This window comes from Enterobacter sp. CPE_E890, assembly GCF_046521475.1.
GTDB lineage: Bacteria > Pseudomonadota > Gammaproteobacteria > Enterobacterales > Enterobacteriaceae > Enterobacter > Enterobacter adelaidei.
This window is the reverse complement of the sequence record NZ_JBKFZW010000001.1, coordinates 3,926,863-3,950,021: the sequence shown is the minus strand read 5'-3', so window position 1 is coordinate 3,950,021 and position 23,159 is coordinate 3,926,863. Positions and strand designations below refer to the sequence as shown.

The following is a 23,159-nucleotide window of genomic DNA, read 5'->3' as shown; positions in this document are numbered from 1 at the left end:
CGTTTCCGTTAACTATATAGCGGGGCTAGTGCCCCGCCATTATTTTCAGTTAAACACCAGTGGTTGCTTGCGTTACCACCAGGCTAACAACGCCGCTGTAGATACCTGCATTTGCAACGGTACCCGGGGTTTCCTGAGCAATAACCAGAGGCAGCGCGGAAGAACCATTAGCAATACCCGATGGGAAGGTTGATGCATATGGCAGAGTTGCTGCTGTGGTAGTCAATTTGGTGCCATTAACGGTAACGCTAAGAGGAATAGAGGTACCACCGGTTGCATCGGTCAATGCTGGTGCGTTAACCAGACGCAGGCTGAGATCTTTATCCGTCGCGTTTGCCCAGAACTTAATGCTTTCAGTGTGTGCGGACAAACCTTTACCTGGCAGGTATTGCATGGCGATGGATGCTGGCAGTGGAGTGCCGTCGGCCAAAGTCACATCAATGGTCGGATCAATATCGGCGGTAACGGTAATGTCTTTCTGAATAGCGTTCACGCTAAAAGCTGTCGCCAGCACAGATGCCATTAGAGCTAATTTAATATTACGTTTCATTGTTTATTCCTTTAGTTTGATTCTCCATGATGGAGAGCGGTTAATTGACCAGCTGGGCAGGTAATGAAATCTCTTCTGTTGTTCTGCTAAGCCAGTTTATATATTTAATTTTGTAATGCTTATTACTGGCAAACGTCATGCCAGGAAAGCTAATGTCAGTATTTGGGTAAACGGTAATATTCGTTTTAACCCAACGGCATTTTCCTGCATCATCACAAGTTGCTATTTCTTTTACCGGCACACGAATAGTTCCATCATTGACGACGGTAGATGTATTGTTTTTGTACTTCAGACTCGCAATTACTTCTTTTGGCGCGACGTGTATCAGTGCACCCCAAATAACATTCACACCAACATTTGCTGAGGCAGTTCCTTTTGCCGGTGCCATTTCTGAATGATTGAAGACATCCTCGCTAACGCTTTCGAAATAGGCTCGCCATGTCGTTTCTTTTTCTGGCTGCATGACCGAGACAAGGCGTACAATACGCTCGCTGCCTGCGGCTAAAGCCAGTTTTTGCGGCGTTATGATAAAGTTACTTTTATCCTCTGCAGTCGCATCGATCTCATGTTCTTTTGGCGTTCCTGGCTCAGCGATTTTTTTCAATATGACTTTCACAAACTGAACGTTATCATCCTGCGAGATCACTCTTATTTTATCGGCACCCTTTGTCCCTAACGAGATCTCCATTGGGTATACCGTCATTCCCGCTTGGGTGAGAGGGCAAATAGAAGATAAGAGCAAAGTAATAGAAATACGCGTAAAGATATTCATTGTTTACATCCCAGTTGTACTCGAAGAGACAATGTTATTGTCTACAGATTACTAAACATTTTCTGTACCTTCATAATTTATGAGGAGTGTATGAAGTATCTTGCGGAAATTCAACGCTGTTTTTGATGAGGTGATAGGGTTTTATTATTAATCTTACTTTTTTGAATTTCTTGAGCGGATTTGAATGATGTTGATTTTCTTAGATCTTGAATGCTGTTATGTTATTTAAAATCGATGTCTAACTTTTTATAGGAGTGGGGTGGTTGTTAATTTTAAATACGAGCAGGTTAGGCACGGTGTTCGGTATCTTTCCATAGGGAGGGCTTATTGTGTTTTTTTTCACGTTTCTTTTGATAGGGAGATTTATGATTTTAATTTTTATAAATTAAATTCAATAAAATCAATTACTTAGTGCTTTTTTGTTGTCCTTTCATTACCCGTGGAAGGGAGAGATTGAAATTGATGAAGGATAACTTTTGAAGAAGGGTTTAGATTTTTATTTTAACATTGAGTAATGGATTTTATGATCTTGTTTTTCATCATTAACGAAGTGTATTGATAAGGTGTTTTGATTTTTTTAGTGCGTTAATTTTTCATTTCTATTTTATTTAAAAGCGTTATTAAATAATGATAGTGTTTGAATTATCTTAAAAATAAAGCATGCTTAATAAATAACCTCATGGCGTGTTTTTTAACCTTGCCGTAGTGCTTTATGTCATGTGTTGTTCCATTTATGGAATTGATGGTTCTTTATATGTGACCTGCATTCAAAGAATGATTTAATATTTGTTGAAGAAGGTTTATTAATAGATTGTGCGCATTGTAAATATTAACTATTCGGAGCTAAGGGGAGTGTCTCAGCTACCTTGCCACTCGGGTTATTACCTTCTCATCTCTGTCGAAACCGGACGAGCCGTCAAAGATGTTGGCCCTGCCGGAGCGATACCTCAAGCCAGCTATATCTTCACTCCACCATGACGAAATCAACATCACTCACGCATCAGCTTAACCCGCCTGTTTACCTGAAGCTAAAATGATGGCGGGTTTTTTTCTTTATGGCTAAGTCAATGATTATCTTTATCATTCGAACTAAAAATCTGCAAAAGTAGACAATTGTCGACTTTTAGTCTTAAAGTGCCGGGCCTGGTGACCTGCCCCCAGGATTAGATACAACCTTCAGTTAGTAATGTCGGTTGGTTTTTCTTCATATTTCCTGTTTCGCCAGTCCGTTGCGAATTCAGCTGGTGTCTGGTAATCCAGCGATGAATGGGGACGGCACTCGTTATAATCCTGCCGCCAGTCATTAATCGTTTTCCGGGCATGAAGAATATCGCTGAACCAGTGTTCATTCAGACACTCATCGCGAAAGCGTCCGTTAAAACTCTCAATAAATCCGTTCTGCGTTGGCTTACCTGGCTGGATAAGCCGTAGTTCCACACCATGCTCAAAGGCCCATTGATCGAGCGCGCGGCAGGCAAATTCCGGGCCCTGATCGGTTCTTATTGTCGCCGGATAGCCCCTAAACAGCGCGATGCTGTCCAGAATACGCGTGACCTGAACGCCTGAAATACCGAAAGCAGCGGTGATTGTCAGACACTCCTTCGTGAAATCATCCACACAGGTCAGGCACTTGATCCTCCGACCGTTGGCCAGTGCGTCCATAACGAAATCCATCGACCATGTCAGGTTCGGCGCATCCGGGCGCAGAAGCGGAAACCGTTCGGTTGCCAGCCCTTTACGGCGTCGTCTGCGTTTTACGCTCAGTCCATTAAGGTGGTAAATACGGTATACCCGCTTGTGATTGACGTGAAGGCCCTCCCGACGCAGCAGCTGCCAGATGCGGCGGTAGCCAAAACGCCTGCGCTCCAGTGCCAGCTCAGTGATGCGCCCTGATAAATGCGCATCAGCTGCCGGACGCTGAGCCTCGTAGCGGCAGGTCGACAGGGACAAACCTGTAAGCCTGCAGGCACGACGTTGCGACAGACCGGTCGCATCACACATAAACTCAACGGCTTCCCGCTTCTGGTCTGTCGTCAGTACTTTCGCCCCAGAGCCACCTGAAGTGCCTCCTTATCCAGCATGGCTTCGGCAAGTAGCTTCTTGAGGCGGGCGTTCTCCTCTTCAAGAGATTTAAGCCGCTTCACCTCAGGAACTTCCATGCCACCAAACTTCTTGCGCCAGGTGTAGAAAGTGGCATCGGAAATGGCGTGCTTACGGCAGAGCTCACGGGCAGAAACTCTGGCTTCCGCTTCGCGAAGAATACTGATGATCTGTTCGTCGGAAAAACGCTTCTTCATGGGGATGTCCTCATGTGGCTTATGAAGACATTACTAACATCGGGGTGTATTAATCAACGGGGAGCAGGTCAGTCGCGACAAGCGTCCGTTTCCCTCTCTGAATGGATGGATAAGTATCAGCTCGACATGGGGGATGGCGATAGCGGTGATGAGTCGTTCTTCGTCCATGCCGCTACACGGTGTGTATTGAGCCAGATACTTAGTGTCGAATTCGTTCAGTAGTTTTGGCAACTGTGCTGAGGGGGCAAACATAAAGCCGCCTTTGCTGATATTAACCGCTCTTTCTTGTCCAGCCCACTCGTAGATGTTGCCTAACCAGCGGCGATGCCAGCTTTTTAGCATGGCTACGCTGAGCTGTCCTTCCGGGAACTGTTCTTCAAAAACAGACTGGTAGAGTTGTTCTAACAGGACAAGTTCAGCCTCATCCATCTCATCAGAAGTTGCGATCCCCAGCTTGTTAGCCATAACTTGCTCACCAGAGTCTTTCTCATACTGACCTTCACTGCTGGATACATGGTATCGGCTCATGGAGATGCCCTGTGTTATTAGAGGGATGGAAAAACAGAGGGATTATAACGCTGGATGAGTACAGTAAACAATATTCGTAAAATCAGATGGTTACAAAAGCGTAGGTTAAAATGTAGTTTTTATTCTCTGGTGGAAAATAATCTTTAATAATCAGCATTAACACACTAATGCATCATCGGCGTATGTGCGTCGAAATTGTCGATTGTGCTCATGGAGTTATGATGTCCATTTCTTTGAAAATAAACCGTTTTGATCGGCTGAGTGGCCGTTTGTTCCTTCTATTGTCGCATGAAAAAAAGATACGGCGCAGAAAAATGTCGCGCTTTACGAGGTGCCTTCCGGCATTAACTCAATGACAATTTTTCCATGCTCTATGCCCACTCTGACCTGGGAATTTGTGGTAAACCCTGCTTGTTCAAGCCAGTCACCTTTTAAGCTCAGCGCAGCATGCACGCTGTAACGCTTTGGTATCTTGGTTTTACGGTCTTCATGACGCTTTCTGAAATATCCCACTTTCAAATGGCGGTAGGGTTTGGTTATCACGATCTCTTGCATAGGGCCTCCTGGCAGCACGGACAATAGTCATTTCTGATGCCTGTATAAAATACCAGTGATTTTCATGTGGTGCAGGCTTAATACTGGAATCAGGCTTCAGAAAAAGGAATGCAACAACTGAAATCTGGAGTTTAAAAATGTATTATTAATGCACTTTATTGCTGGGTAAGTCGTTATGTCTGGAAAACGCATATCACGAGAAAAAGAGACAATTGCGAAAATGATCGCGTTGTATGAAAAGCAGTGTCCACAGGCTTCTCAGGAAGAGGATTATTATCAGGCGCTTAAGGCTTATGCCGATAAACGCCTGGATAAGTGTGTATTTGGTGAAGAAAAACCCGCCTGCAAGCAGTGCCCGGTGCACTGCTATCAGCCTGCCAGACGTGAAGAGATGAAGCAGGTCATGCGCTGGGCTGGCCCGCGTATGTTGTGGCGTCATCCCATTCTGACTATCCGCCATCTGATTGATGACCGCCGTCCCGTGCCGGAGCTACCGGTGAAGTATCGCCCGAAAAAGTGACTGGTTCAGCTTCTGAGTGGGCGGCAAATCACGTTCAGGGCCAGCGCGCTGCAGAGTGGGAAAAGGGCCAGCAGCAGCCATGGATACATTGCCTGCGTTGAGGGCACCAGCGCGCGATCCAGCATGCTGCCAAACAACAAGTTTCCTGCCAGTACCGCAATGCCTCCGGCGGTGGCGAGTGCGCCGTAGTGCGCGCCAAGCGTTGATTCCACGGCGAACCGCGGAATGAGATCTTTTGCCGATGGCACCAGCAGCATCTGTCCCAGCGTCAACAGCGTCACAAAACAGACTGAGGGCAGTAAGCGAAGCCAGCCTTCCGGCGGCGTCATCGGGGCAAACATCGCTACGCTCGCAAAGGCGGTGGAGAGCAGTAAAAAGCCCAGAGGCAGGATCCTCACCGCGCCCACGCGTCGGGCAAAACGCGCCAGCGGTAACTGTAAGGTAATGATCAGAATGGAGGCCAGCATAAAAAGTGGGCCGAGATCTTTCTCGTTACCACCAGAACGCTGGATCTCCACCGGCAGCGCCAGATAAAGCTGGTTATAACTTAACAGCCACGAGCTGTAGGCAATGATAAAGGCGACAAAGCGCGGCTGGCGGAACGTTGTCCACCAGGGCTGTATGTGTAGCGTCTGTGAACGGTGGTGTGAAGCTGGGAGGCAGAAGTAGAGCACCACTAGCGCAATGATAAAGACCCCCGCACCTGCCAGCGCCACCTGGCGGAAACCAAGCCCCGTCAGCAGAGCTCCCGCAACCGGGCCCAGCACTGCACCGAGCTCACCACAGACAGCAAAGAGAGCAAACCATTCCGCCCGGCTACGTTTTCCTTTCGCCTCGCTGTGCGTGCCCGCTTTCGCCAGCAGAGCCTCAATGGAGGGGGAGAATAATGCTCCGCCGATGCCGGTCAGACATGCACCGAGAATAATGGGCCACAGAGATTGCCCGAAGGCCAGCAGCAGATAGCCCGCGACGCGGATAACGCACCCGCTCAGGATCACGACTTTCGCGCCAAAGCGGTCCGAGAGCGCCCCCCCGACAATAAACATCCCCTGCTGGGAGAACGTGCGTAGCCCCAGGATCAGCCCGATCAGCCCGCCGGAGAGCAGCATATCGTCGCGCAGGAATATCGCCAGGAAGGGGACAACGGCATAAAAACCAATGTTAAAAACAAACTGGCTACCCAGTAAAACGGGCGGCCAGAGTGTGGTGGCAGGGCGAAGGGACATCGTTGTTTACTTGCCCCTAAACGATAAAGTGAATGTGCTTTTTGCCATGGAACGGCGAGATCTCAATTTTGGTTTTTACCCGGAAGACGTCCCAGAGCAGCTCTTCGGATAAGATCTCCTGCGGTGTTCCCGTGGCCACGATTTGCCCTTTTTGCATCACAATCAACGAATCACAGAACATCGAAGCATGATTGAGATCGTGGATAGCGACAATACTGGTGACAGGCAGCTCACTGATCAAATGCATTAACTGCATCTGATGGTGAATGTCCAGGTGATTTGTCGGTTCATCCAGCAGGATTTCAGTGGGAGTCTGGGCCAGCGCACGGGCAATGTGCACCCGCTGGCGTTCACCGCCAGACAGGCTCAGCCAGCCCTGGTCGCTTTTATCCTGCATGTCCACGCGTTGCAGGGCAGCGGTGACGGTCTCGTCATCGTGCGTGCTCCAGTTTGAAAAAGGGGAGTGGTGCGGAATACGACCGAGCTTTACCACGTCACGTACGCGCATATTCGCATCGGTCATCCCGTGTTGCTCAACGAAGGCGACCCGGCGGGCGAGTTGCTTTTTGGCTATCCGGGAAATATCTTGCCCGTCCAGGGTTACGCTGCCGATGTCCGGGCGACGAAGGCCCGCAAGGATACGCAAAAGCGAGGATTTACCGCAGCCATTTGGTCCTAGCAGCCCGACGGTTTCACCCCGGGAGACCTTCAGAGAGACGTCATTAACGATGACTTTTTTGCCTACCTTCCAGGTAATATTTTCAGCGCAGATGCTCATCACTTATTCCTTGAGCGGTAGATAATCACGGCAAAGAAAGGTACACCCACCAGCGCGGTCACCACGCCTACGGGCAGGCTTTGCGGGGCAATCAGCATGCGTGAGGCGATATCTGCCAGCACCATCAGGATCGCCCCTGCCAGCGCGCTGGCAATCAGCAATGTGCGGTGCAGCGGCCCAAACAGGAAACGCATCACATGCGGTACCACCAGCCCTACAAAGCCGATGGAGCCCGCCATGCTGACGATTGTGGCAGTAATCAGCGCGGTAGTGGTAAAGAGTGTCAGGCGCACCCAGGGGACGGCAATGCCCAGGGACGCGGCGGCATCATCACCGAAGGTAAAGGCATCCAGCGCCCGGGAATAGTAGAGGCAAACGGCTAACCCAATGAGTACCACCACCAGCACCAGCTGGAATTCAGGCCAGCGAACGCCGCTGAAGCTGCCCAACAGCCAGAACATGACATCACGCGCTTGCTGGGCACTGGCGGAGGTGCTGATGGTGTAGGCGGTAATGGCGTTGAACAACTGAGAGGCGGCTACGCCTGCCAGAATGGTCCGTTCATTACCGCCACGCGCACCGTTCGTCAGGAAGGCGACGAAGGCAAAGGCGGCAAACGCCCCGGCAAACGCGCCCGCAGAGAGCGACACCGCACCGGTGCCGATACCCAATACCACGACGGAAACCGCGCCGGTAGACGCACCTGCAGATACGCCCAGCACGTAAGGTTCCGCCAGCGCGTTCTTCAGCAGGCTCTGTAATACTGCGCCGCAGATGGCCAGCCCCGCGCCACAGCAGGCTGCCACCAGCGCGCGGCTCAGGCGAAAGTCCCAGATAACACTCTCATAGATGCGATTGAGCGGAACCTGGGTAAGCCCCATTTTATTGCTGATAGCATATAAGACATTTTGCAGTGGGATGGACAGCTCGCCGACGCTGACGCCAAGCGCGATGACCAGAAATAACAGTACAAACGCGAGCAAACATGACGTTGTCAGAACCAGTCCCTGTCGGGCCTGAAGAACAGCGACGGTCATCAGTTCAGCCCCAGCTTTCTGAGCTGTTCGCCGACCTGCTCAGCCCCGTAAATCGTGCGAATCGTCGGGTTCATCGCCTGGCCGTCCATCACTACGATATGACCTTTTTTCACCGCATCCAGCTGGCTGACCGCCGGATCGTTCTTCAGGAATTTGATTTTTTCTTCCGCGTTATCCAGCGCCCAGCGGTTGCGGTCCAGGCTGGACACCACGATGACATCCGGATTTGCGGCAATAATGCTTTCCCAACCTACGGTTGGCCATTCGGTCTCGGACGTAATAGCGTTATGACCACCCATCAGGCTGGCGATAAACCCGGAGGGGCTATTTTTACCACCGACGTAAGCATCTGCAGAAGGGGATGAGCTGGAGAACCAGAAGACAAACGAAAGGTCTTTTTTATTCTTGCCGAATTCCTTACGCAGCTCGGCCTCGCGTTTTTTGAAATCGGCAATCACCGCCTGGCCGCGATCTTCAACGTTAAAGATTTTGGCGAAATCCTCAATCTCTTGATAGAGATACGTCATATCCCACAGCTTCTGGCGGCTGCCATACATATCGCCGGTGGCTTTTTTGGTCGCGCACATACCCGGTGACACGTAGCTGTTCACGCCGAGGGTCATCAGGTCTTCGCGTTTTGCGACCTTACTTTCCGGCCCCAGCAGCAGCGGCGTCTGGGCGGGGACAAAGTCAGGATTTTGCGCAAGCACGGATTCAAGGGTAGGGATTTCAACTGTCAGGGTTTTGATTTTCGCGTTCTGTTCCGCCAGCTGCGGTAGCACTTTGGTCGGCCAGAAGGCGCTGGCCTTCACCTTATCCTCCAGACCCAGCAGAAGCAAAATTTCGACGGTGTTCTGACCCAGGGCCACGACGCGTTCCGGTGCTTTGGTGAACGTCTCTTTATAGCCACAGTTTTCAATTGTCAGAGGATACGTGGTTGCCAGAGCAGAACTGACCGACGCAACCGCCAGGCCTAACGCGCAGAAGATCTTTTTCATGAAATGCTACCCATCATTAACATTATTTTTTGATGCAAATGAAACTCATTATTAAGGCGGAATTTTATACAGAGGAAACGATTTTGTGTCAATGAGGGACAATTGCGCAGGGTAATAAAAGGCGGTGTCAGGAAAACACCGCCGGAATGACAGCTTAAACCAGACTCTCTTTATCAATTCCCAGCCGCTTCATACGCGACAGCAGAGTGGTCCGTTTTAACCCTAAACGCTGGGCCGCCCCTTTTGGCCCGGCTACCACACCGTTGGTCTCTTTCAGTACGCGCATAATGAGCTGATATTCATCTTCTCCCTCTTTCGCTATCTCGGCGGTGGGCACGGTCATGTCAGAAAGGGTCACCTCAGGCAGGGACAGTTGCAGCACGCTACCTCGCGTTAGTAACACCGCACGTTCAATGACGTTTTCCAGCTCACGCACATTGCCGGGCCACTCCATAGACGAGAGTGTGCGCAACGTTTCGGCAGGAATACTGTCGATGTTTCGCCCCATCCGGCGCGCGATCTTGGCAGTAAAGGCTTTGACCAGCAGAGGGATATCTTCCGGGCGTTCGCGCAGGGGCGGCAGGAAGATCGGGAAGACGTTCAGACGATAGTAAAGATCGCTGCGAAACTCGCGGTCAGCGACCATTTTTTTCAGGTCGCGGTTGGTGGCGGCAATCAGCCGCACGTCGGTCTGGATCAGCTTGTTGCTGCCAAGACGTTCAAACTCTTGCTCCTGTAATACCCGCAGTAGTTTAGGCTGCAGTTCCAGCGGCATATCGCCGACTTCGTCGAGGAACAGCGAGCTTTTGTCCGCCAGCTCAAAACGACCCAGGCGCTGGCTACTGGCACCGGTAAACGCCCCGCGTTCGTGGCCGAAAAGATCGCTTTCCAGCAGACCCGCAGGCATAGCCGCGCAGTTCATTTTCACCATCCGGCGACCATTGCGGTTGCTCAGGTTGTGGATGGCGCGGGCAATCAACTCTTTACCCGTGCCAGTTTCGCCCAGGATCAGAACCGTACTGTCGCTTTGAGCCACCATCTCCACCTGCTTGAGGACGCTGTACATCGCGTCGCTGCGCCCGATGATTTCACCAAACTCGCTGTCCACGTTGTTGAGCTGTTCGGTCAGGGCCAGGTTTTCATCCACCAGCCGCTCTTTCAGACGGTGGATCTCCTGATAGGCCAGGGCGTTATCCAGCGCGATGGAGATTCGCTCGGCGATCTGGCGCAGCAGCTTCAGGTTGGCCGTGGTAAACACCCCTTCCTCACATTGCGCCAGCTTCAGCACGCCGAGCATGGTATTGCCAGACATCAGCGGCAGCAGGCATAGGGTCTGAATTTTGTTGCCCCAGGTGTTAAACAGCATCCGCTCATAGGGTGCTACCGGATCCTGCTCGTCAAGGTTAAGCAGCAGGATCTCTTTGCTTTTGAAGACTCGCTCAGACAGCGTACCCGCTTCATCCACTTCGCTTTGCTCGTGAGCCGGGTTGGCTTCATCGAGGTAGTGTGTGGAGTAGATATTTAGCTTGCCCTTACGATGCCCCCGCAGCGCAATGCTGATGGCATCGATTTTGAAATAGTGGTGGATCTCTTTCGAGACTTCGCTGACCAGTTCATCCATATCAAGCCGGGAAAGCACGGCGTTGGTAATAGCGACCAGAATGCGGAAGTTATCGCGCTCGCGGCTCAGCAGGTCGTAATCGACGTTATTGGTGACACGGCTTTGGATCTGCTCCGCGACGACCGCCACAATCTGGGTAAAGGTGTGCAGACGCTCGTATTCCGCCTCGCTCCAGGGCTGGTCGGTTGTGCGGATAAACTCGCAGCCGCCAAAAATATGACCTTCCGCGGCCAGCGGCAACATGCAGTAATGACCGAAAGAGTGATAGAGAGGACTTTCCGCCAGCTTCGGCCAGGCCTGCCGGAACTCCTCAAAATTACAGTGCAGGATTTCAGGCCGGGAGAGAATACGGCGCACTGGGCCATGAGCGAGATAGGTTTCATCTTCGTATTCAAACGTTTTGTCATTATCACGCGTGGAGTAATAGCTCGCACGATGCGTTCCGCTATGCCAGAGCACAATCGCGGCGCTATCTGCCAGCGCCGATTGTCTGACCAGACGTGCCAGGGCATCGCTCAGCGCACCGAGATCGGGCTGCTGTAAAAGTGTGCGCGTGATATCAAACAGGCCCTGCTGTCCAAGATCGCTCATTGGTGTATATGGCATAGTGCTTTCCAGTAGAAACGAGCAAAAATTCCACGCTGGCCGCTTATGGCGCGGCCTAGCAAATACGGGGTAAAGGTTCAGCGTGCGGCAGATCCAGCGTACGTTTCACGCCGAAAATCCCGGTCAGGCGCACCCCTTTGCGCTCAACCACTTCACCAATAATGGCGGCCTCTTTCCCTAAAGGATGCGCATGCAGCATGTTCAGTACCACGTCAGCGACGTGGCGTTCAACGCCGATCACCAGCTTGCCTTCGTTGGCAAAATTGAGTGGATCAAGGCCCAATAATTCACACAGGCCGCGAACGGCAGGCTTAACAGGCAGACTTCGCTCGCTAAGTTCAATACCCCACCCGCAGCTTGCCGCGAACTCATGTACCACGGCATTCACGCCGCCACGGGTGGCGTCGCGAAGGGCTTTTACGCCCGGAATGGTACGCAGTGTCTGAATAAGCGGGGTGAGCACCGCGCAGTCGCTGCGCAGTTCGCCATCCAGCCCTAAACCTTCGCGCAGGTTAAGGATAGTCGCTCCATGACAGCCCAGCGTTCCTGTTACGAGAAGCACGTCGCCGACGTTAAGCTGTTGTGCCCCCCAGTGAATATTGGCAGGGATCGCCCCCATGCCGGCGGTGTTGATGAACAGCTTATCGGCTGCGCCGCGCTGCACCACTTTGGTATCACCTGTGACGATGGCAATCCCCGCCTCGCGAGCGGTCTGCGCCATACTGTTGACCACTGCTGTGAGCGTCTCCATCGGCAATCCCTCTTCGAGGATAAACCCGCAGGAGAGGTAGCGCGGAACGGCACCGCTGACGGCGACGTCGTTTGCCGTGCCGCAGACGGCGAGCTTGCCGATATCGCCGCCCGGGAAGAACAGCGGGTCAATCACATAGCTGTCGGTGGAGAACGCCAGCCTGTCGCCTTGCGCGGTGAGGGTTGCCAGATCAATACGCGCCTGGTCTTCCTGCTCAGCGAGCCAGGGGTTGTTAAAAGCCTCCATAAACAGCCTGCTAATCAGCTGCTGCATTGCCTGTCCACCGCTGCCATGCGCCATTTCCACCGTGCTCATGCTTCACACTCCTGATTGCGATACTGATACCACGCGGCACACGCTCCTTCTGAGGAGACCATCAGCGCGCCAAACGCCGTTTGCGGGTTACAGGTGTTGCCAAATAACGGGCATTGATGAGGTTTGCACTTGCCCGTGAGGACCTCGCCGCAGCGAGACCGGGGATCGTCGCAAACCTGTTGTGGTTGCGGATGGAAATGCGCTTCAGCATCGAATGATTGATACGCAGGCGTCAGACGCACGCCGGATTCGGCAATCAGTCCCAGGCCGCGCCATTCACTGTCGCCTTCGACGCTAAACACCTCCGCAATGGCTTGCTGAGCGCGTGTATTGCCTGCGTCAGGTACGACGCGGCGGTACTGATTTTCCACCGTACTCAGGGCTGCTATTTTCTGCTCAACCAGCATGGTCACGCCTTGCAGTAGATCAAGAGGTTCGAAACCAGCCACCACTAATGGACGGTTGTACTGTTCAGCAATAAAACCGTAGGCGTCTGTACCGATGACCATGCTGACATGGCCCGGTGCCAGAAAAGCGTCAATGCCGTTACCTGGTTCTTCCAGCAGGCTACGCAACGTGGGGATGAGCGTAATGTGCTGGCAGAAAAAGAAAAAGTTCTTGATGTTGCGGGCTCTGGCCTGCTGTAGCGTGATTGCCGTGGCCGGCATGGTGGTTTCAAAACCGAGACCGAAAAACACGATTTTACGGGTGGGATTATCCGCTGCCAGCGTCAGGGCATCCATCGGCGAGTAGACGATCCGGATGTCCGCTCCGCGCGCTTTAGCCTGCAATAGTGAGCCATTTTTCCCTGGCACACGCATCGCGTCGCCAAAGGTGCAAAAAATGACGTCGGGCTGGCTGGCGATTTCGATACAGCTGTCGATTCGTCCCATTGGCAGAACACACACCGGACAGCCAGGGCCGTGAATAAACTCGATGTTCTCTGGCAGAAGCTGGTCGAGACCAAATTTGAAGATGGCATGGGTATGCCCACCGCACACTTCCATAATGCGCAGCGGTTTTGCTGCGCTGTAGTCCAGCAGGGCTGCTCGCGTTTTCAGGTGTTTGATTAGCTGCATCACTTGTTCTGGCGCGCGGTATTCATCAACGTAACGCATCTGCTATCGCTCCTCGCCGTACAGCAGAGCGCCCACGTCAGGCTCTACGTCGAACATATTTTGCAGCGCATCGAGCGTGTCGCGCGCTTCCGCTTCGTTAATCACGCTCATGGCAAACCCCACGTGCACCAGCACCCACTGGCCGAGGCGTGAAGCGCCAGTTTCATCAACACTGCCGACCAGCGTCAGGTCTACATCGCGTAATAATCCACACACATCCACTCTGGCCTGATTCCCGTCAATGGCGTGAATTTGTCCCGGTACGCCTATGCACATCGTTCGCTCTCCAGCCAGTTCAACCAGCTTTCCATACCGTCGCCGCGCGTGGCGGACACCAGCAGGATGTTAATGTCCGGGTTGACTTCACGGGCATACGCCAGGCACTTATCCACGTCAAAATTCAGGTATGGCAGCAGGTCAACCTTGTTCAGCAGCATGATGGACGCGGCGGCAAACATATGCGGGTATTTCAGCGGCTTGTCTTCGCCTTCGGTCACCGAAAGCACGGCCACTTTATGCCGTTCACCGAGGTCAAAGCTCGCCGGGCAAACCAGGTTGCCGACGTTTTCAATAAACAGGATGCCGTTATCTGCCAGTGGCAGACGCGGGGTAGCGTCGGCAATCATCTGCGCATCCAGGTGGCAGCCTTTGCCTGTATTGACCTGAATGGCAGGCGTGCCGGTTTCGCGAATACGGGCGGCGTCGTTAACCGTCTGCTGATCGCCTTCGATTACCGCACAGGAGACACGCTCGTTCAGGCGTTTGAGGGTCTCTGTCAGCAGCGTGGTTTTGCCGGACCCAGGGCTGGAGACCAGATTCAGCACCAGCTGTTTGCGGGTAGCAAAACGGGCACGGTTGCGGGCGGCGATCTGGTTATTTTTGTCCAGCACGTTGATTTCGACTTCCAGCATCTGGCGCTGGCTGATGCCCGGCGCATGCGTCCCCGCTTCGCCGTGACCGTAATGCAGATCACCCGCGTCAGATTGTTGAGGAGTGAAAATGATACCGGTTAATGCCGATGCAGGGCGTGGAGCGGGTGAAAAGGGCGCGGAGCGAAACGCGGAGTGAGGACGATGTTCATCCCCTTCTATATACAGGTTGCCTTCGCCGCAACCGCAGGTGCTACACATAATTTACTCCTTCTCGATTTCGAGTCGTTGGATCTGCATGCCGTCATCCGCCACGATGCGCAGCCCGGCACTCTGGCATTGCGGACAGCGCTGAACCTTCGTTGAGAGCAGGGTGACGTACTGCTGACACTGTTCACACCAGCACTCTGCCTGCTGCTCCTCAATATGGAGTTCGCAGCCTTCCGCCAGCGTGCCGCGGCATACCAGCTCAAAACAGAAGGTCAGGGCGCTGGTCTCGACACAGGAAAATGCCCCGACTTTCAGCCAGACACCGGTGACGCGTTTCGCGTGGTTTTGCACTGCCTGCTGTTCGATAAGTTCCAGAGCCCGCTGGCAGAGGGTGATTTCGTGCATAACGCCTCCTCAATGAATTGCCCCGGTAATGCAATAACAATGCCAGCTTGATTTTTGTTAAGGGGTGACGATGTCAACGCTGTCGAAATGACACGTCGACACCGTGGAGTTGACAGGTGTCTCTTGTTGAAAATCATTTAAAATCAACATAATAAAAACTGGCATGGAATCTGCTTAACAGCCGCTATCTCCATTAACCGGATACCTTTTATGACTATTTGGGAAATCAGCGAAAAAGCGGATTACATCGCGCAGCGCCATCAGCAATTACAGGACCAGTGGCACCTGTACTGCAACTCTCTGGTTCAGGGCATCACCCTGTCGAAAGCACGTCTTCACCACGCAATGAGCTGCGCGGCACAAGGTGATATGCGCTTTGTCCTCTTCGGCCATTTCACCATCAACGTTACCCTGGCGGATAACTTCAACAGCCACACCATCGAGTACTACCTCGAGACAAAAGATGGTGAAAAACAGTGTATTGCGAAGGCACAGCTGATGGCAGACGGCATGGTGGATGGTCACGTCAGTAACCGCGATCGCCAGCAGGTGCTGGAGCACTATCTGGAAAAAATTGCGCCAGTTTATGACGGTTTATACGCCGCCGTTGAACACGATCTCCCGGTCAATCTGGCGCAGTTGATGGATGGGCATGCCTCAGCGAATGTGGCCTGACTCTTACGTGTCGAGAAATGTCGACAAGACAGTTTTTCGTCAAAAATGACTATCACCAGAGGATAACCCGGTGAACCGTTTTGTAATTGCTGACTCGACGGTCTGTATTGGCTGTCGAACCTGTGAGGCGGCGTGTTCGGAAACGCATCGCCTGCATGGGTTGCAGTCCATGCCGCGTCTGCACATCATGCGTAATGAAAAAGAGTCTGCCCCGCAGCTCTGTCATCACTGTGAAGATGCCCCTTGCGCGGGTGTTTGCCCTGTGAATGCCATCACTCGCGTTGATGGCGCTGTCCAGCTGAACGAAAGCCTGTGCGTGAGCTGCAAGCTGTGCGGCATTGCCTGCCCGTTCGGTGCGATTGAATTTTCCGGCAGCCGCCCGCTGCATATTCCGGCTAATGCCAACACGCCGAAAGCCCCTCCTGCGCCCCCGGCCCCCGCGAAGGTAAGTACGCTGCTTGACTGGGTCCCCGGCATTCGTGCCGTCGCGGTGAAATGCGACCTGTGCAGCTTTGATGAGCAAGGTCCAGCGTGCGTACGCACCTGCCCGACCAAAGCGCTGATTCTGGTTAACATCCGCGATATCGCCCGCACCAGCAAGCGTAAACGTGAGCTGACCATCAATAGCGATTTTGGCGATCTTTCGCTTCTGCAGGCGCTTAATGAGGAGGCGAAATGAACGCCATAACCATGATCAACAGCGCCGTGGCGTACTTTACCGCCGCCGCAGTACTGGCGCTGATCTTCTCTTTGCATAAAACCCTGAGCGGCTGGATCGCCGGAATCGGCGGGGCGGTCGGTAGCCTGATGACGCTGGCGGCGGGCGGTGTCGTCCTGCTCGGTGGTCAATCCGTAGAGGCCGTGATGCCGCTGATTCGCCACACCGTGGAGATTACGCCGCTAAATGCCATCTGGCTGGTGACGTTTGGCCTGTGCGGTCTGTTTATCAGTCTGTTCAATATTGACTGGAACCGCCACCAGAATACTAAAGCCAACGGCCTGCTGGTCAACCTGCTGCTGGCAACGGCGGTCTGTACCGTTATCGCCAGTAACCTTGGGGCTCTGGTGGTGATGGCGGAGATCATGGCGTTGTGTGGTGTCTTCCTGACGGGCTGCAGCGCCTCCGGCAAACTGTGGTTTGCGCTGGGCCGTCTCGGGACGCTGCTGCTGGCGCTGGCCTGCTGGCTGGTGTGGCAGCGCTTCGGCACGCTGGACCTCTCCGCACTCAACGGCCATCCGCTGGGGAATGACGTCTGGCTGCTGGGCGTGATTGGCTTTGGCCTGCTTGCCGGGATCATCCCGCTGCACGGCTGGGTGCCGCAGGCGCATGCGAATGCCTCCGCACCTGCTGCCGCGCTGTTTTCTGTGGTGGTGATGAAGGTCGGTCTGTTCGGCATTTTGGCGATTACGCTGACCGGCGGACAACCGCCGCTGTGGTGGGGCGTCGTGCTGCTGATCGCCGGGATGATCACCGCGTTCGTCGGCGGTCTGTACGCCCTGATGGAGCATAATATCCAGCGTCTTCTGGCGTACCACACGCTGGAAAATATCGGCATCATCCTGCTCGGTATTGGCGCGGGCGTGACCGGGTTAGCGCTCAATCAACCGGCGCTGATTGCCGCCGGTTTTATCGGCGGTCTCTATCACCTGATTAACCATAGCCTGTTTAAAAGCACGCTGTTCCTGGGCGCGGGGAGCGTCTGGTTCCGCACTGGCCATCGCGATATCGAAAAGCTTGGCGGCATTGGCAAAAAGATGCCCGTGATTTCACTGGCGATGCTGGTCGGTCTGATGGCGATGGCGGCGCTGCCGCCGCTCAACGGCTTTGCCGGGGAGTGGGTGATCTATCAGTCCTTCTTCGCGCTCGGCCAGAGCGACGCGTTTATCGCCCGTCTGCTGGGGCCGCTTCTGGCGGTCGGGCTGGCGATTACCGGGGCGCTGGCGGTGATGTGTATGGCGAAAGTCTACGGCGTCACCTTCCTCGGCGCGCCGCGCACCCGCGAAGCTGAAAATGCCTGCTGTGCACCGGTGTTGATGGGGGGGAGCGTGGTTGCGCTGGCGCTGTGCTGCATCGCGGGCGGCGTCGCTGCGCCGTGGCTGTTGCCGCTGCTGGGAAGCGCTATTCCGCTGCCGCTGACCGTGGCGAATACCACCGTCTCTCAGCCCATGATCGCGCTGCTGCTGATTGCCGCGCCGCTGCTGCCATTCATTCTTATGCTGTTCTTCAAGCGCGACCGACTCGCCTCCCGCTCGCGCGGTGCGGCGTGGGCCTGCGGTTATGAACATGAACAATCAATGGTGATCACCGCCCACGGCTTTGCCATGCCGGTGAAAGAGAACTTTGCTGCCGTGCTGAAGCTGCGTCACTGGCTGAACCCGGTGGCCTGGATCCCTGGCTGGCAGAGTGCTGCCGTGCCTGCGCTGTTCCGCCGTCTGGCCGTTATCGAGCTGGCGGTGCTGGTAGTGATTGTGATTTCACGAGGAGCCTGACATGAGTTTGTTACTGGCACTACTTCAGGCGCTGGTGTTATTCGCCGTTGCGCCGCTGCTTTCCGGGGTGAGCCGCGTGGCGCGCGCCCGAATGCACAACCGTCGCGGGCCTGGCGTGCTGCAGGAGTACCGCGATCTCTTCAAATTGCTCACTCGCCAGAGCGTGGCCCCGGATGCTGCAGGCTGGGTCTTCCGCCTGACACCGTTTGTGATGGTGGGCGTGATGCTCACCATCGCCACCGCGCTGCCGGTGGTGACGGTGGGTTCACCGTTGCCGGTACTGGGTGATTTGATCACGCTTATCTATCTCTTCGCCATCGCCCGTTTCTTCTTTGCGATTGCGGGCCTGGACACGGGGAGTCCGTTTACCGGTCTTGGCGCCAGTCGTGAGGCGATGCTCGGCGTGCTCGTCGAGCCGATCCTGCTGCTGGGGCTCTGGGTGGCGGCGCAGGTCGCAGGCTCTACCCACATCAGCTTTATCACTAACACCGTTTATCACTGGCCGTTGGCCCGTTCCATTCCGCTGGTTCTGGCGCTGTGCGCCTGCGCGTTTGCCACCTTTATTGAGATGGGCAAACTGCCGTTTGACCTCGCGGAAGCGGAGCAGGAGCTGCAGGAAGGGCCGCTGACGGAGTACAGCGGCTATGGCTTTGCGGTACTGAAGTGGGGCATCAGCCTCAAACAGCTGGTGGTGCTGCAGATGTTTGTCGGTGTCTTCTTCCCGTGGGGACAGATGACGCATTTCTCGGTGAGTGGTCTGGTGCTGGCCGTGGTCGTTGCGGTGCTCAAACTTCTGGTCGGCGTGTTGGTGATTGCCCTGTTTGAAAACAGCATGGCGCGTCTGCGCTTTGTCGCGACATCGCGCATCACCTGGGCCGGTTTTGGTTTCGCATTTTTAGCGTTCGTCTCCTTGCTGGTGGCGTGATTAAAGAGAGTTTTTATGTCTGAAGAAAAGAAAGGTCAGCAGTATCTCGCCGCGTTACATCAGGCTTTCCCTGGCGTCGTGCTGGAGGAGTCCTGGCAAACCAAAGACCAGATCACCGTCACCGTTAAGGTGAACTATTTGCCGGAAGTGGTGGAGTTTCTCTATTACCAGCAGGGCGGTTGGCTCTCTGTGCTGTTCGGCAACGACGAGCGCCAGCTGTGTGGCAACTATGCGGTGTACTACGTGATGTCGATGGAGCAGTTCGAGAAGTGCTGGCTCACCGTACGCGTTGAAGTGGACCCAAACAAACCGGAGTATCCGTCCGTCACGCCGCGCGTGCCCGCCGCCGTATGGGGCGAACGTGAAGTGCGCGACATGTACGGGCTGGTGCCTGTAGGCCTGCCGGATGAACGTCGCCTGGTGCTGCCGGACGACTGGCCGGACGAACTCTATCCGCTGCGCAAGGACAGCATGGACTACCGCCAGCGTCCGGCCCCGACCACCGACAGCGAAACCTACGAGTTCATCAACGAGCTGGGCAGTAAAAAGAACAACGTGGTGCCGATTGGTCCGCTGCACGTGACTTCCGATGAACCAGGCCACTTCCGCCTGTTTGTCGACGGCGAGAACATTATCGACGCCGACTACCGCCTGTTCTACGTCCACCGCGGCATGGAGAAGCTGGCGGAGACCCGCATGGGCTACAACGAAGTCACGTTCCTCTCTGACCGCGTGTGCGGCATCTGCGGCTTTGCCCACAGCACCGCCTACACCACCTCGGTGGAGAATGGCATGGGAATTGTGGTGCCAGAGCGCGCGCAGATGATCCGCGCCATCCTGCTGGAGGTGGAGCGCCTGCACTCGCATCTGCTGAACCTCGGCCTGGCCTGCCACTTCGTCGGTTTTGACTCCGGGTTTATGCAGTTCTTCCGCGTGCGTGAAGCGTCGATGAAGATGGCGGAGATCCTCACTGGCGCACGTAAAACCTACGGTCTGAACCTGATCGGCGGGATCCGCCGTGACCTGCTGAAAGACGACATGATCCAGACCCGCCAGCTGGCGCAGCAGATGCGTCGCGACGTGCAGGAGCTGGTGGACATGCTGCTCAGCACGCCAAACATCGAGCAGCGTACCGTCGGGATTGGTCGTCTTGACCCTGAAATCGCCCGTGATTTCAGCAACGTGGGTCCGATGGTGCGCGCCAGCGGCCACGCCCGCGACACCCGTGCCGATCACCCGTTCGTCGGTTATGGCCTGCTGCCGATGACCGTGCACAGCGAGCAGGGCTGCGACGTTATCTCTCGCCTCAAAGTGCGCATCAATGAGGTGTTCACCGCCCTGAACATGATCGACTTCGGTCTGGATAATCTGCCGGGCGGCCCGCTGATGGTTGAAGGTTTCACCTACATTCCAAACCGCTTCGCGCTGGGGTTCGCCGAAGCGCCACGTGGGGATGACATCCACTGGAGCATGACCGGCGACAACCAGAAGCTCTACCGCTGGCGCTGCCGTGCGGCGACCTACGCCAACTGGCCAACCCTGCGCTATATGCTGCGCGGAAACACGGTTTCCGACGCGCCGCTAATCATCGGCAGCCTCGATCCGTGCTACTCCTGTACCGACCGTATGACGGTGGTGGATGTGCGCAAGAAGAAAAGCCAGGTGGTGCCGTACAAAGAACTTGAGCGCTACAGCATTGAGCGTAAGAACTCGCCGCTGAAATAAGGACTCGTCATGTTTACCTTTATTAAAAAAGTCATCAAAACCGGCGCGGTAACCAGCAGTTATCCACTGGAGCCGATGCCGGTGAATAAAAACTTTCGCGGTAAGCCGGAGCACAATCCGCAGCAGTGCATCGGCTGCGCGGCCTGTGTAAACGCCTGTCCGTCGAATGCCCTGACGGTGGAAACGGACCTCAAAACCGGTGAACTGGCCTGGCAGTTTAACCTCGGGCGCTGCATCTTCTGTGGCCGCTGCGAAGAGGTCTGCCCGACTGTCGCAATCCGCTTGTCACAGGAATATGAGCTGGCGGTATGGAAGAAAGAAGATTTCCTGCAGCAGTCGCGCTTTGAACTGTGTAACTGTCGCGTCTGCAAGCGTCCATTCGCCGTGCAAAAAGAGATCGACTATGCCATCGCGCTGTTGCAGCACAACGGAGACGCTCGTGCAGAACATCATCGTGAAAGCTTTGAAACCTGCCCGGAGTGTAAGCGCCAGAAGTGCCTGCTGCCGTCCGACCGCATTGATATTACCCGCCATATGAGAGAGGCCAGCTGATGGAAAACCTACTGGGCCCGCGCGACGATAACGGCATTCCGGTGCCGATGACGGTGGATGAATCCATCGCCAGCATGAAGGCGTCGCTGCTGAAAAAAATCAAACGCTCGGCCTATGTCTACCGCGTGGACTGCGGCGGCTGCAACGGCTGCGAGATTGAGATCTTCGCCACCCTGTCGCCGTTGTTTGACGCCGAGCGTTTCGGCATCAAAGTTGTACCGTCTCCGCGCCATGCCGACATTTTGCTGTTTACCGGCGCCGTCACCCGCGCCATGCGCTCGCCTGCGCTGCGCGCCTGGCAATCTGCGCCTGACCCGAAAATCTGTATCTCGTATGGAGCCTGTGGCAACAGCGGTGGCATTTTCCACGATCTGTATTGCGTCTGGGGTGGCACCGACAAAATCGTGCCGGTGGATGTTTACATTCCGGGCTGCCCACCGACACCTGCCGCAACGCTGTACGGTTTTGCCATGGCGCTTGGCCTGCTGGAGCAGAAAATTCATGCTCGTGAACCTGGGGAGCTTGATAACCAGCCTGCGACCATCCTGCACCCGGACATGGTGCAGCCGCTGCGGGTGAAGGTCGATCGCACGGCGCGCAAACTGGCGGGCTACCGCTATGGTCGTCAGATTGCCGACGATTACCTGCGTCTGCTGAGCCAGGGTGAGCATCAGGTGGCACGCTGGCTGGAGGCGGAGAACGATCCGCGTTTGAATGAGATTGTGGCAAACCTGAACAACATCGTGGAAGAGGCGCGTATCCGATGAGTGAAACGGTGGTGTTCAGTCAGCTGAGCCGTAAGTTTATTGATGAGAACGATGCCACGCCGGATGCGGCGCAGCAGGTGGTCTATTACAGCCTGGCGATTGGGCATCACCTCGGGGTGATTGACTGCCTGGAAACGGCGTTAAGCTGCCCGTGGCCCGAGTATCTGGCGTGGATCGCCACGCTGGAGGAGGGCAGCACGGCGCGGCGCAAGATGGAAGGCGTGCCGAAGTACGGCGAGATCGTCATCGACGCCAACCACATTGCGATGTTGGCGAACGCGTTTGACGCGGCGCTGAACAGGCAAACCCCTGAGCAGCAGGCTTGGAGCAAAACGCTGCTTAGCATGCTGCACGATATTCATCAGGAGAGCGCCATCTACCTGATGGTGAGGAGATTACGTGACTGACGTTTTACTGTGTGTTGGCAACAGCATGATGGGCGATGACGGTGCAGGCCCATTGTTGGCAGAAATGTGCGCGGCAAATTCTCAGGGTAACTGGGTGGTCATCGACGGTGGCAGCGCGCCGGAAAACGACGTGGTTGCTATTCGTGAGCTGCACCCGGACAGGCTGCTGATCGTTGATGCCACGGATATGGGGCTCAACCCCGGCGAGATCCGCCTGATTGACCCGGATGACATCGCCGAGATGTTTATGATGACCACCCACAATATGCCGCTGAACTACCTGGTCGATCAGATTAAAGACGACGTGGGCGAGGTGCTGTTTTTGGGGATTCAGCCGGACATTGTTGGGTTTTATTACCCGATGACGCCGCCGGTGAAAGCGGCGGTCGAAGTGGTCTATTCACGGCTTGCCGGATGGTGTGGGGACGGGGGATTTTCCCGGCTCTGAACAGCGCCCGGTGG

24 protein-coding genes and 1 pseudogene are annotated in these 23,159 nt (G+C 54.8%); 10 read left to right on the top strand and 15 right to left on the bottom strand.

Going from position 1 to position 23,159, the window contains the following annotated elements; genetic code table 11:
* Positions 1–49: 49 nt before the first annotated feature.
* The 5 genes and pseudogenes from ACLHV9_RS19565 to ACLHV9_RS19545 all read right to left on the bottom strand — a co-directional run bounded on the left by ACLHV9_RS19565 (position 50) and on the right by ACLHV9_RS19545 (position 4,702).
* Entirely contained in the window at positions 50–550 is a 501-nt protein-coding gene (locus tag ACLHV9_RS19565; RefSeq protein WP_250365910.1) for a CS1 type fimbrial major subunit, read from the bottom strand.
* A gap of 40 nt (positions 551–590) precedes the next feature.
* Positions 591–1,322, bottom strand: a complete 732-nt coding sequence (locus ACLHV9_RS19560) for a fimbrial protein (protein ID WP_250365909.1) — start codon at positions 1,320–1,322, stop codon at positions 591–593.
* A gap of 1,176 nt (positions 1,323–2,498) precedes the next feature.
* Positions 2,499–3,619 (bottom strand): IS3 family transposase gene (locus tag ACLHV9_RS19555; protein ID WP_407220995.1). Its coding sequence is split into 2 segments (ribosomal slippage): positions 2,499–3,361 and positions 3,361–3,619, totalling 1,122 coding nucleotides; the frame shifts between segments, so codons are not numbered across the junction.
* A 69-nt stretch (positions 3,620–3,688) separates the two neighbouring features.
* Positions 3,689–4,147: pseudogene (locus tag ACLHV9_RS19550) on the bottom strand (Fic/DOC family protein); the annotation flags it as partial.
* A 324-nt stretch (positions 4,148–4,471) separates the two neighbouring features.
* The gene (locus ACLHV9_RS19545; protein WP_028016850.1) at positions 4,472–4,702 is read right to left on the bottom strand and encodes a SymE family type I addiction module toxin; all 231 of its coding nucleotides are present in this window, start codon (positions 4,700–4,702) and stop codon (positions 4,472–4,474) included.
* A gap of 175 nt (positions 4,703–4,877) precedes the next feature.
* On the opposite strand from ACLHV9_RS19545, the gene ACLHV9_RS19540 reads away from it, so the two are divergent.
* On the top strand, positions 4,878–5,222 hold the full coding sequence (locus ACLHV9_RS19540; protein ID WP_108091032.1) for a nitrous oxide-stimulated promoter family protein: 345 nt from the start codon (positions 4,878–4,880) through the stop codon (positions 5,220–5,222).
* Positions 5,223–5,227: 5 nt separating this feature from the next.
* Here ACLHV9_RS19540 and ACLHV9_RS19535 read toward each other — a convergent pair whose 3' ends face one another.
* From ACLHV9_RS19535 to hypA, 10 genes are all read right to left on the bottom strand, one after another.
* Complete coding sequence (locus ACLHV9_RS19535) at positions 5,228–6,448, bottom strand: MDR family MFS transporter (RefSeq protein ID WP_028016848.1); 1,221 nt, start codon at positions 6,446–6,448, stop codon at positions 5,228–5,230.
* 16 nt (positions 6,449–6,464) lie between these two features.
* The gene (locus ACLHV9_RS19530; protein WP_028016847.1) at positions 6,465–7,226 is read right to left on the bottom strand and encodes an ABC transporter ATP-binding protein; all 762 of its coding nucleotides are present in this window, start codon (positions 7,224–7,226) and stop codon (positions 6,465–6,467) included.
* Positions 7,226–8,263: a FecCD family ABC transporter permease gene (locus ACLHV9_RS19525; protein WP_049006131.1), complete on the bottom strand. Its 1,038-nt coding sequence runs from the start codon at positions 8,261–8,263 to the stop codon at positions 7,226–7,228. Before ACLHV9_RS19525 ends, ACLHV9_RS19530 begins: the two co-directional genes overlap by 1 nt.
* Complete coding sequence (locus ACLHV9_RS19520) at positions 8,263–9,261, bottom strand: ABC transporter substrate-binding protein (protein WP_028016845.1); 999 nt, start codon at positions 9,259–9,261, stop codon at positions 8,263–8,265. Before ACLHV9_RS19520 ends, ACLHV9_RS19525 begins: the two co-directional genes overlap by 1 nt.
* Positions 9,262–9,415: 154 nt before the next feature.
* The gene (gene flhA, locus ACLHV9_RS19515) at positions 9,416–11,488 is read right to left on the bottom strand and encodes a formate hydrogenlyase transcriptional activator FlhA (RefSeq protein ID WP_028016844.1); all 2,073 of its coding nucleotides are present in this window, start codon (positions 11,486–11,488) and stop codon (positions 9,416–9,418) included.
* 55 nt (positions 11,489–11,543) lie between these two features.
* Positions 11,544–12,554, bottom strand: a complete 1,011-nt coding sequence (gene hypE / locus ACLHV9_RS19510) for a hydrogenase expression/formation protein HypE (RefSeq protein WP_208594092.1) — start codon at positions 12,552–12,554, stop codon at positions 11,544–11,546.
* Positions 12,551–13,672: a hydrogenase formation protein HypD gene (gene hypD, locus ACLHV9_RS19505; protein WP_407220994.1), complete on the bottom strand. Its 1,122-nt coding sequence runs from the start codon at positions 13,670–13,672 to the stop codon at positions 12,551–12,553. Before hypD ends, hypE begins: the two co-directional genes overlap by 4 nt.
* Positions 13,673–13,675: 3 nt before the next feature.
* Positions 13,676–13,948, bottom strand: a complete 273-nt coding sequence (locus ACLHV9_RS19500) for a HypC/HybG/HupF family hydrogenase formation chaperone (protein ID WP_028016841.1) — start codon at positions 13,946–13,948, stop codon at positions 13,676–13,678.
* Positions 13,939–14,802, bottom strand: a complete 864-nt coding sequence (gene hypB, locus ACLHV9_RS19495) for a hydrogenase nickel incorporation protein HypB (protein WP_208594094.1) — start codon at positions 14,800–14,802, stop codon at positions 13,939–13,941. The genes ACLHV9_RS19500 and hypB overlap by 10 nt, the downstream gene beginning before the upstream one ends.
* 3 nt (positions 14,803–14,805) lie before the next feature.
* Positions 14,806–15,156, bottom strand: coding sequence for a hydrogenase maturation nickel metallochaperone HypA (gene hypA / locus ACLHV9_RS19490; RefSeq protein WP_128347337.1), 351 nt, complete (start codon positions 15,154–15,156; stop codon positions 14,806–14,808).
* A gap of 210 nt (positions 15,157–15,366) precedes the next feature.
* On the opposite strand from hypA, the gene hycA reads away from it, so the two are divergent.
* From hycA to hycI, 9 genes are all read left to right on the top strand, one after another.
* A complete protein-coding gene (gene hycA, locus ACLHV9_RS19485) occupies positions 15,367–15,831 on the top strand; it encodes a formate hydrogenlyase regulator HycA (protein WP_028016838.1) in 465 nt (154 codons plus the stop codon).
* A 70-nt stretch (positions 15,832–15,901) separates the two neighbouring features.
* On the top strand, positions 15,902–16,510 hold the full coding sequence (locus ACLHV9_RS19480) for a 4Fe-4S dicluster domain-containing protein (RefSeq protein WP_028016837.1): 609 nt from the start codon (positions 15,902–15,904) through the stop codon (positions 16,508–16,510).
* Positions 16,507–18,321, top strand: coding sequence for a formate hydrogenlyase subunit 3 (gene hycC / locus ACLHV9_RS19475; RefSeq protein ID WP_407220993.1), 1,815 nt, complete (start codon positions 16,507–16,509; stop codon positions 18,319–18,321). Before ACLHV9_RS19480 ends, hycC begins: the two co-directional genes overlap by 4 nt.
* A gap of 1 nt (position 18,322) precedes the next feature.
* Complete coding sequence (locus ACLHV9_RS19470) at positions 18,323–19,246, top strand: respiratory chain complex I subunit 1 family protein (RefSeq protein WP_407220992.1); 924 nt, start codon at positions 18,323–18,325, stop codon at positions 19,244–19,246.
* Positions 19,247–19,261: 15 nt separating this feature from the next.
* Positions 19,262–20,971 carry a formate hydrogenlyase subunit HycE gene (hycE, locus tag ACLHV9_RS19465; protein ID WP_028016834.1) on the top strand — a complete coding sequence of 570 codons (1,710 nt, stop codon included), beginning with the start codon at positions 19,262–19,264 and terminating at the stop codon, positions 20,969–20,971.
* Between the two features lie 9 nt (positions 20,972–20,980).
* A complete protein-coding gene (locus ACLHV9_RS19460; protein ID WP_049006115.1) occupies positions 20,981–21,523 on the top strand; it encodes a formate hydrogenlyase complex iron-sulfur subunit in 543 nt (180 codons plus the stop codon).
* Positions 21,523–22,290, top strand: a complete 768-nt coding sequence (locus tag ACLHV9_RS19455; RefSeq protein WP_028016832.1) for an NADH-quinone oxidoreductase subunit B family protein — start codon at positions 21,523–21,525, stop codon at positions 22,288–22,290. The genes ACLHV9_RS19460 and ACLHV9_RS19455 overlap by 1 nt, the downstream gene beginning before the upstream one ends.
* Positions 22,287–22,697 (top strand): formate hydrogenlyase maturation HycH family protein, encoded by a 411-nt coding sequence (locus ACLHV9_RS19450; RefSeq protein WP_049006110.1) that lies wholly within the window; start codon positions 22,287–22,289, stop codon positions 22,695–22,697. Before ACLHV9_RS19455 ends, ACLHV9_RS19450 begins: the two co-directional genes overlap by 4 nt.
* Positions 22,690–23,145 carry a hydrogenase maturation peptidase HycI gene (hycI, locus tag ACLHV9_RS19445; protein WP_028016830.1) on the top strand — a complete coding sequence of 152 codons (456 nt, stop codon included), beginning with the start codon at positions 22,690–22,692 and terminating at the stop codon, positions 23,143–23,145. Before ACLHV9_RS19450 ends, hycI begins: the two co-directional genes overlap by 8 nt.
* The last annotated feature ends 14 nt before the right edge of the window (positions 23,146–23,159 follow it).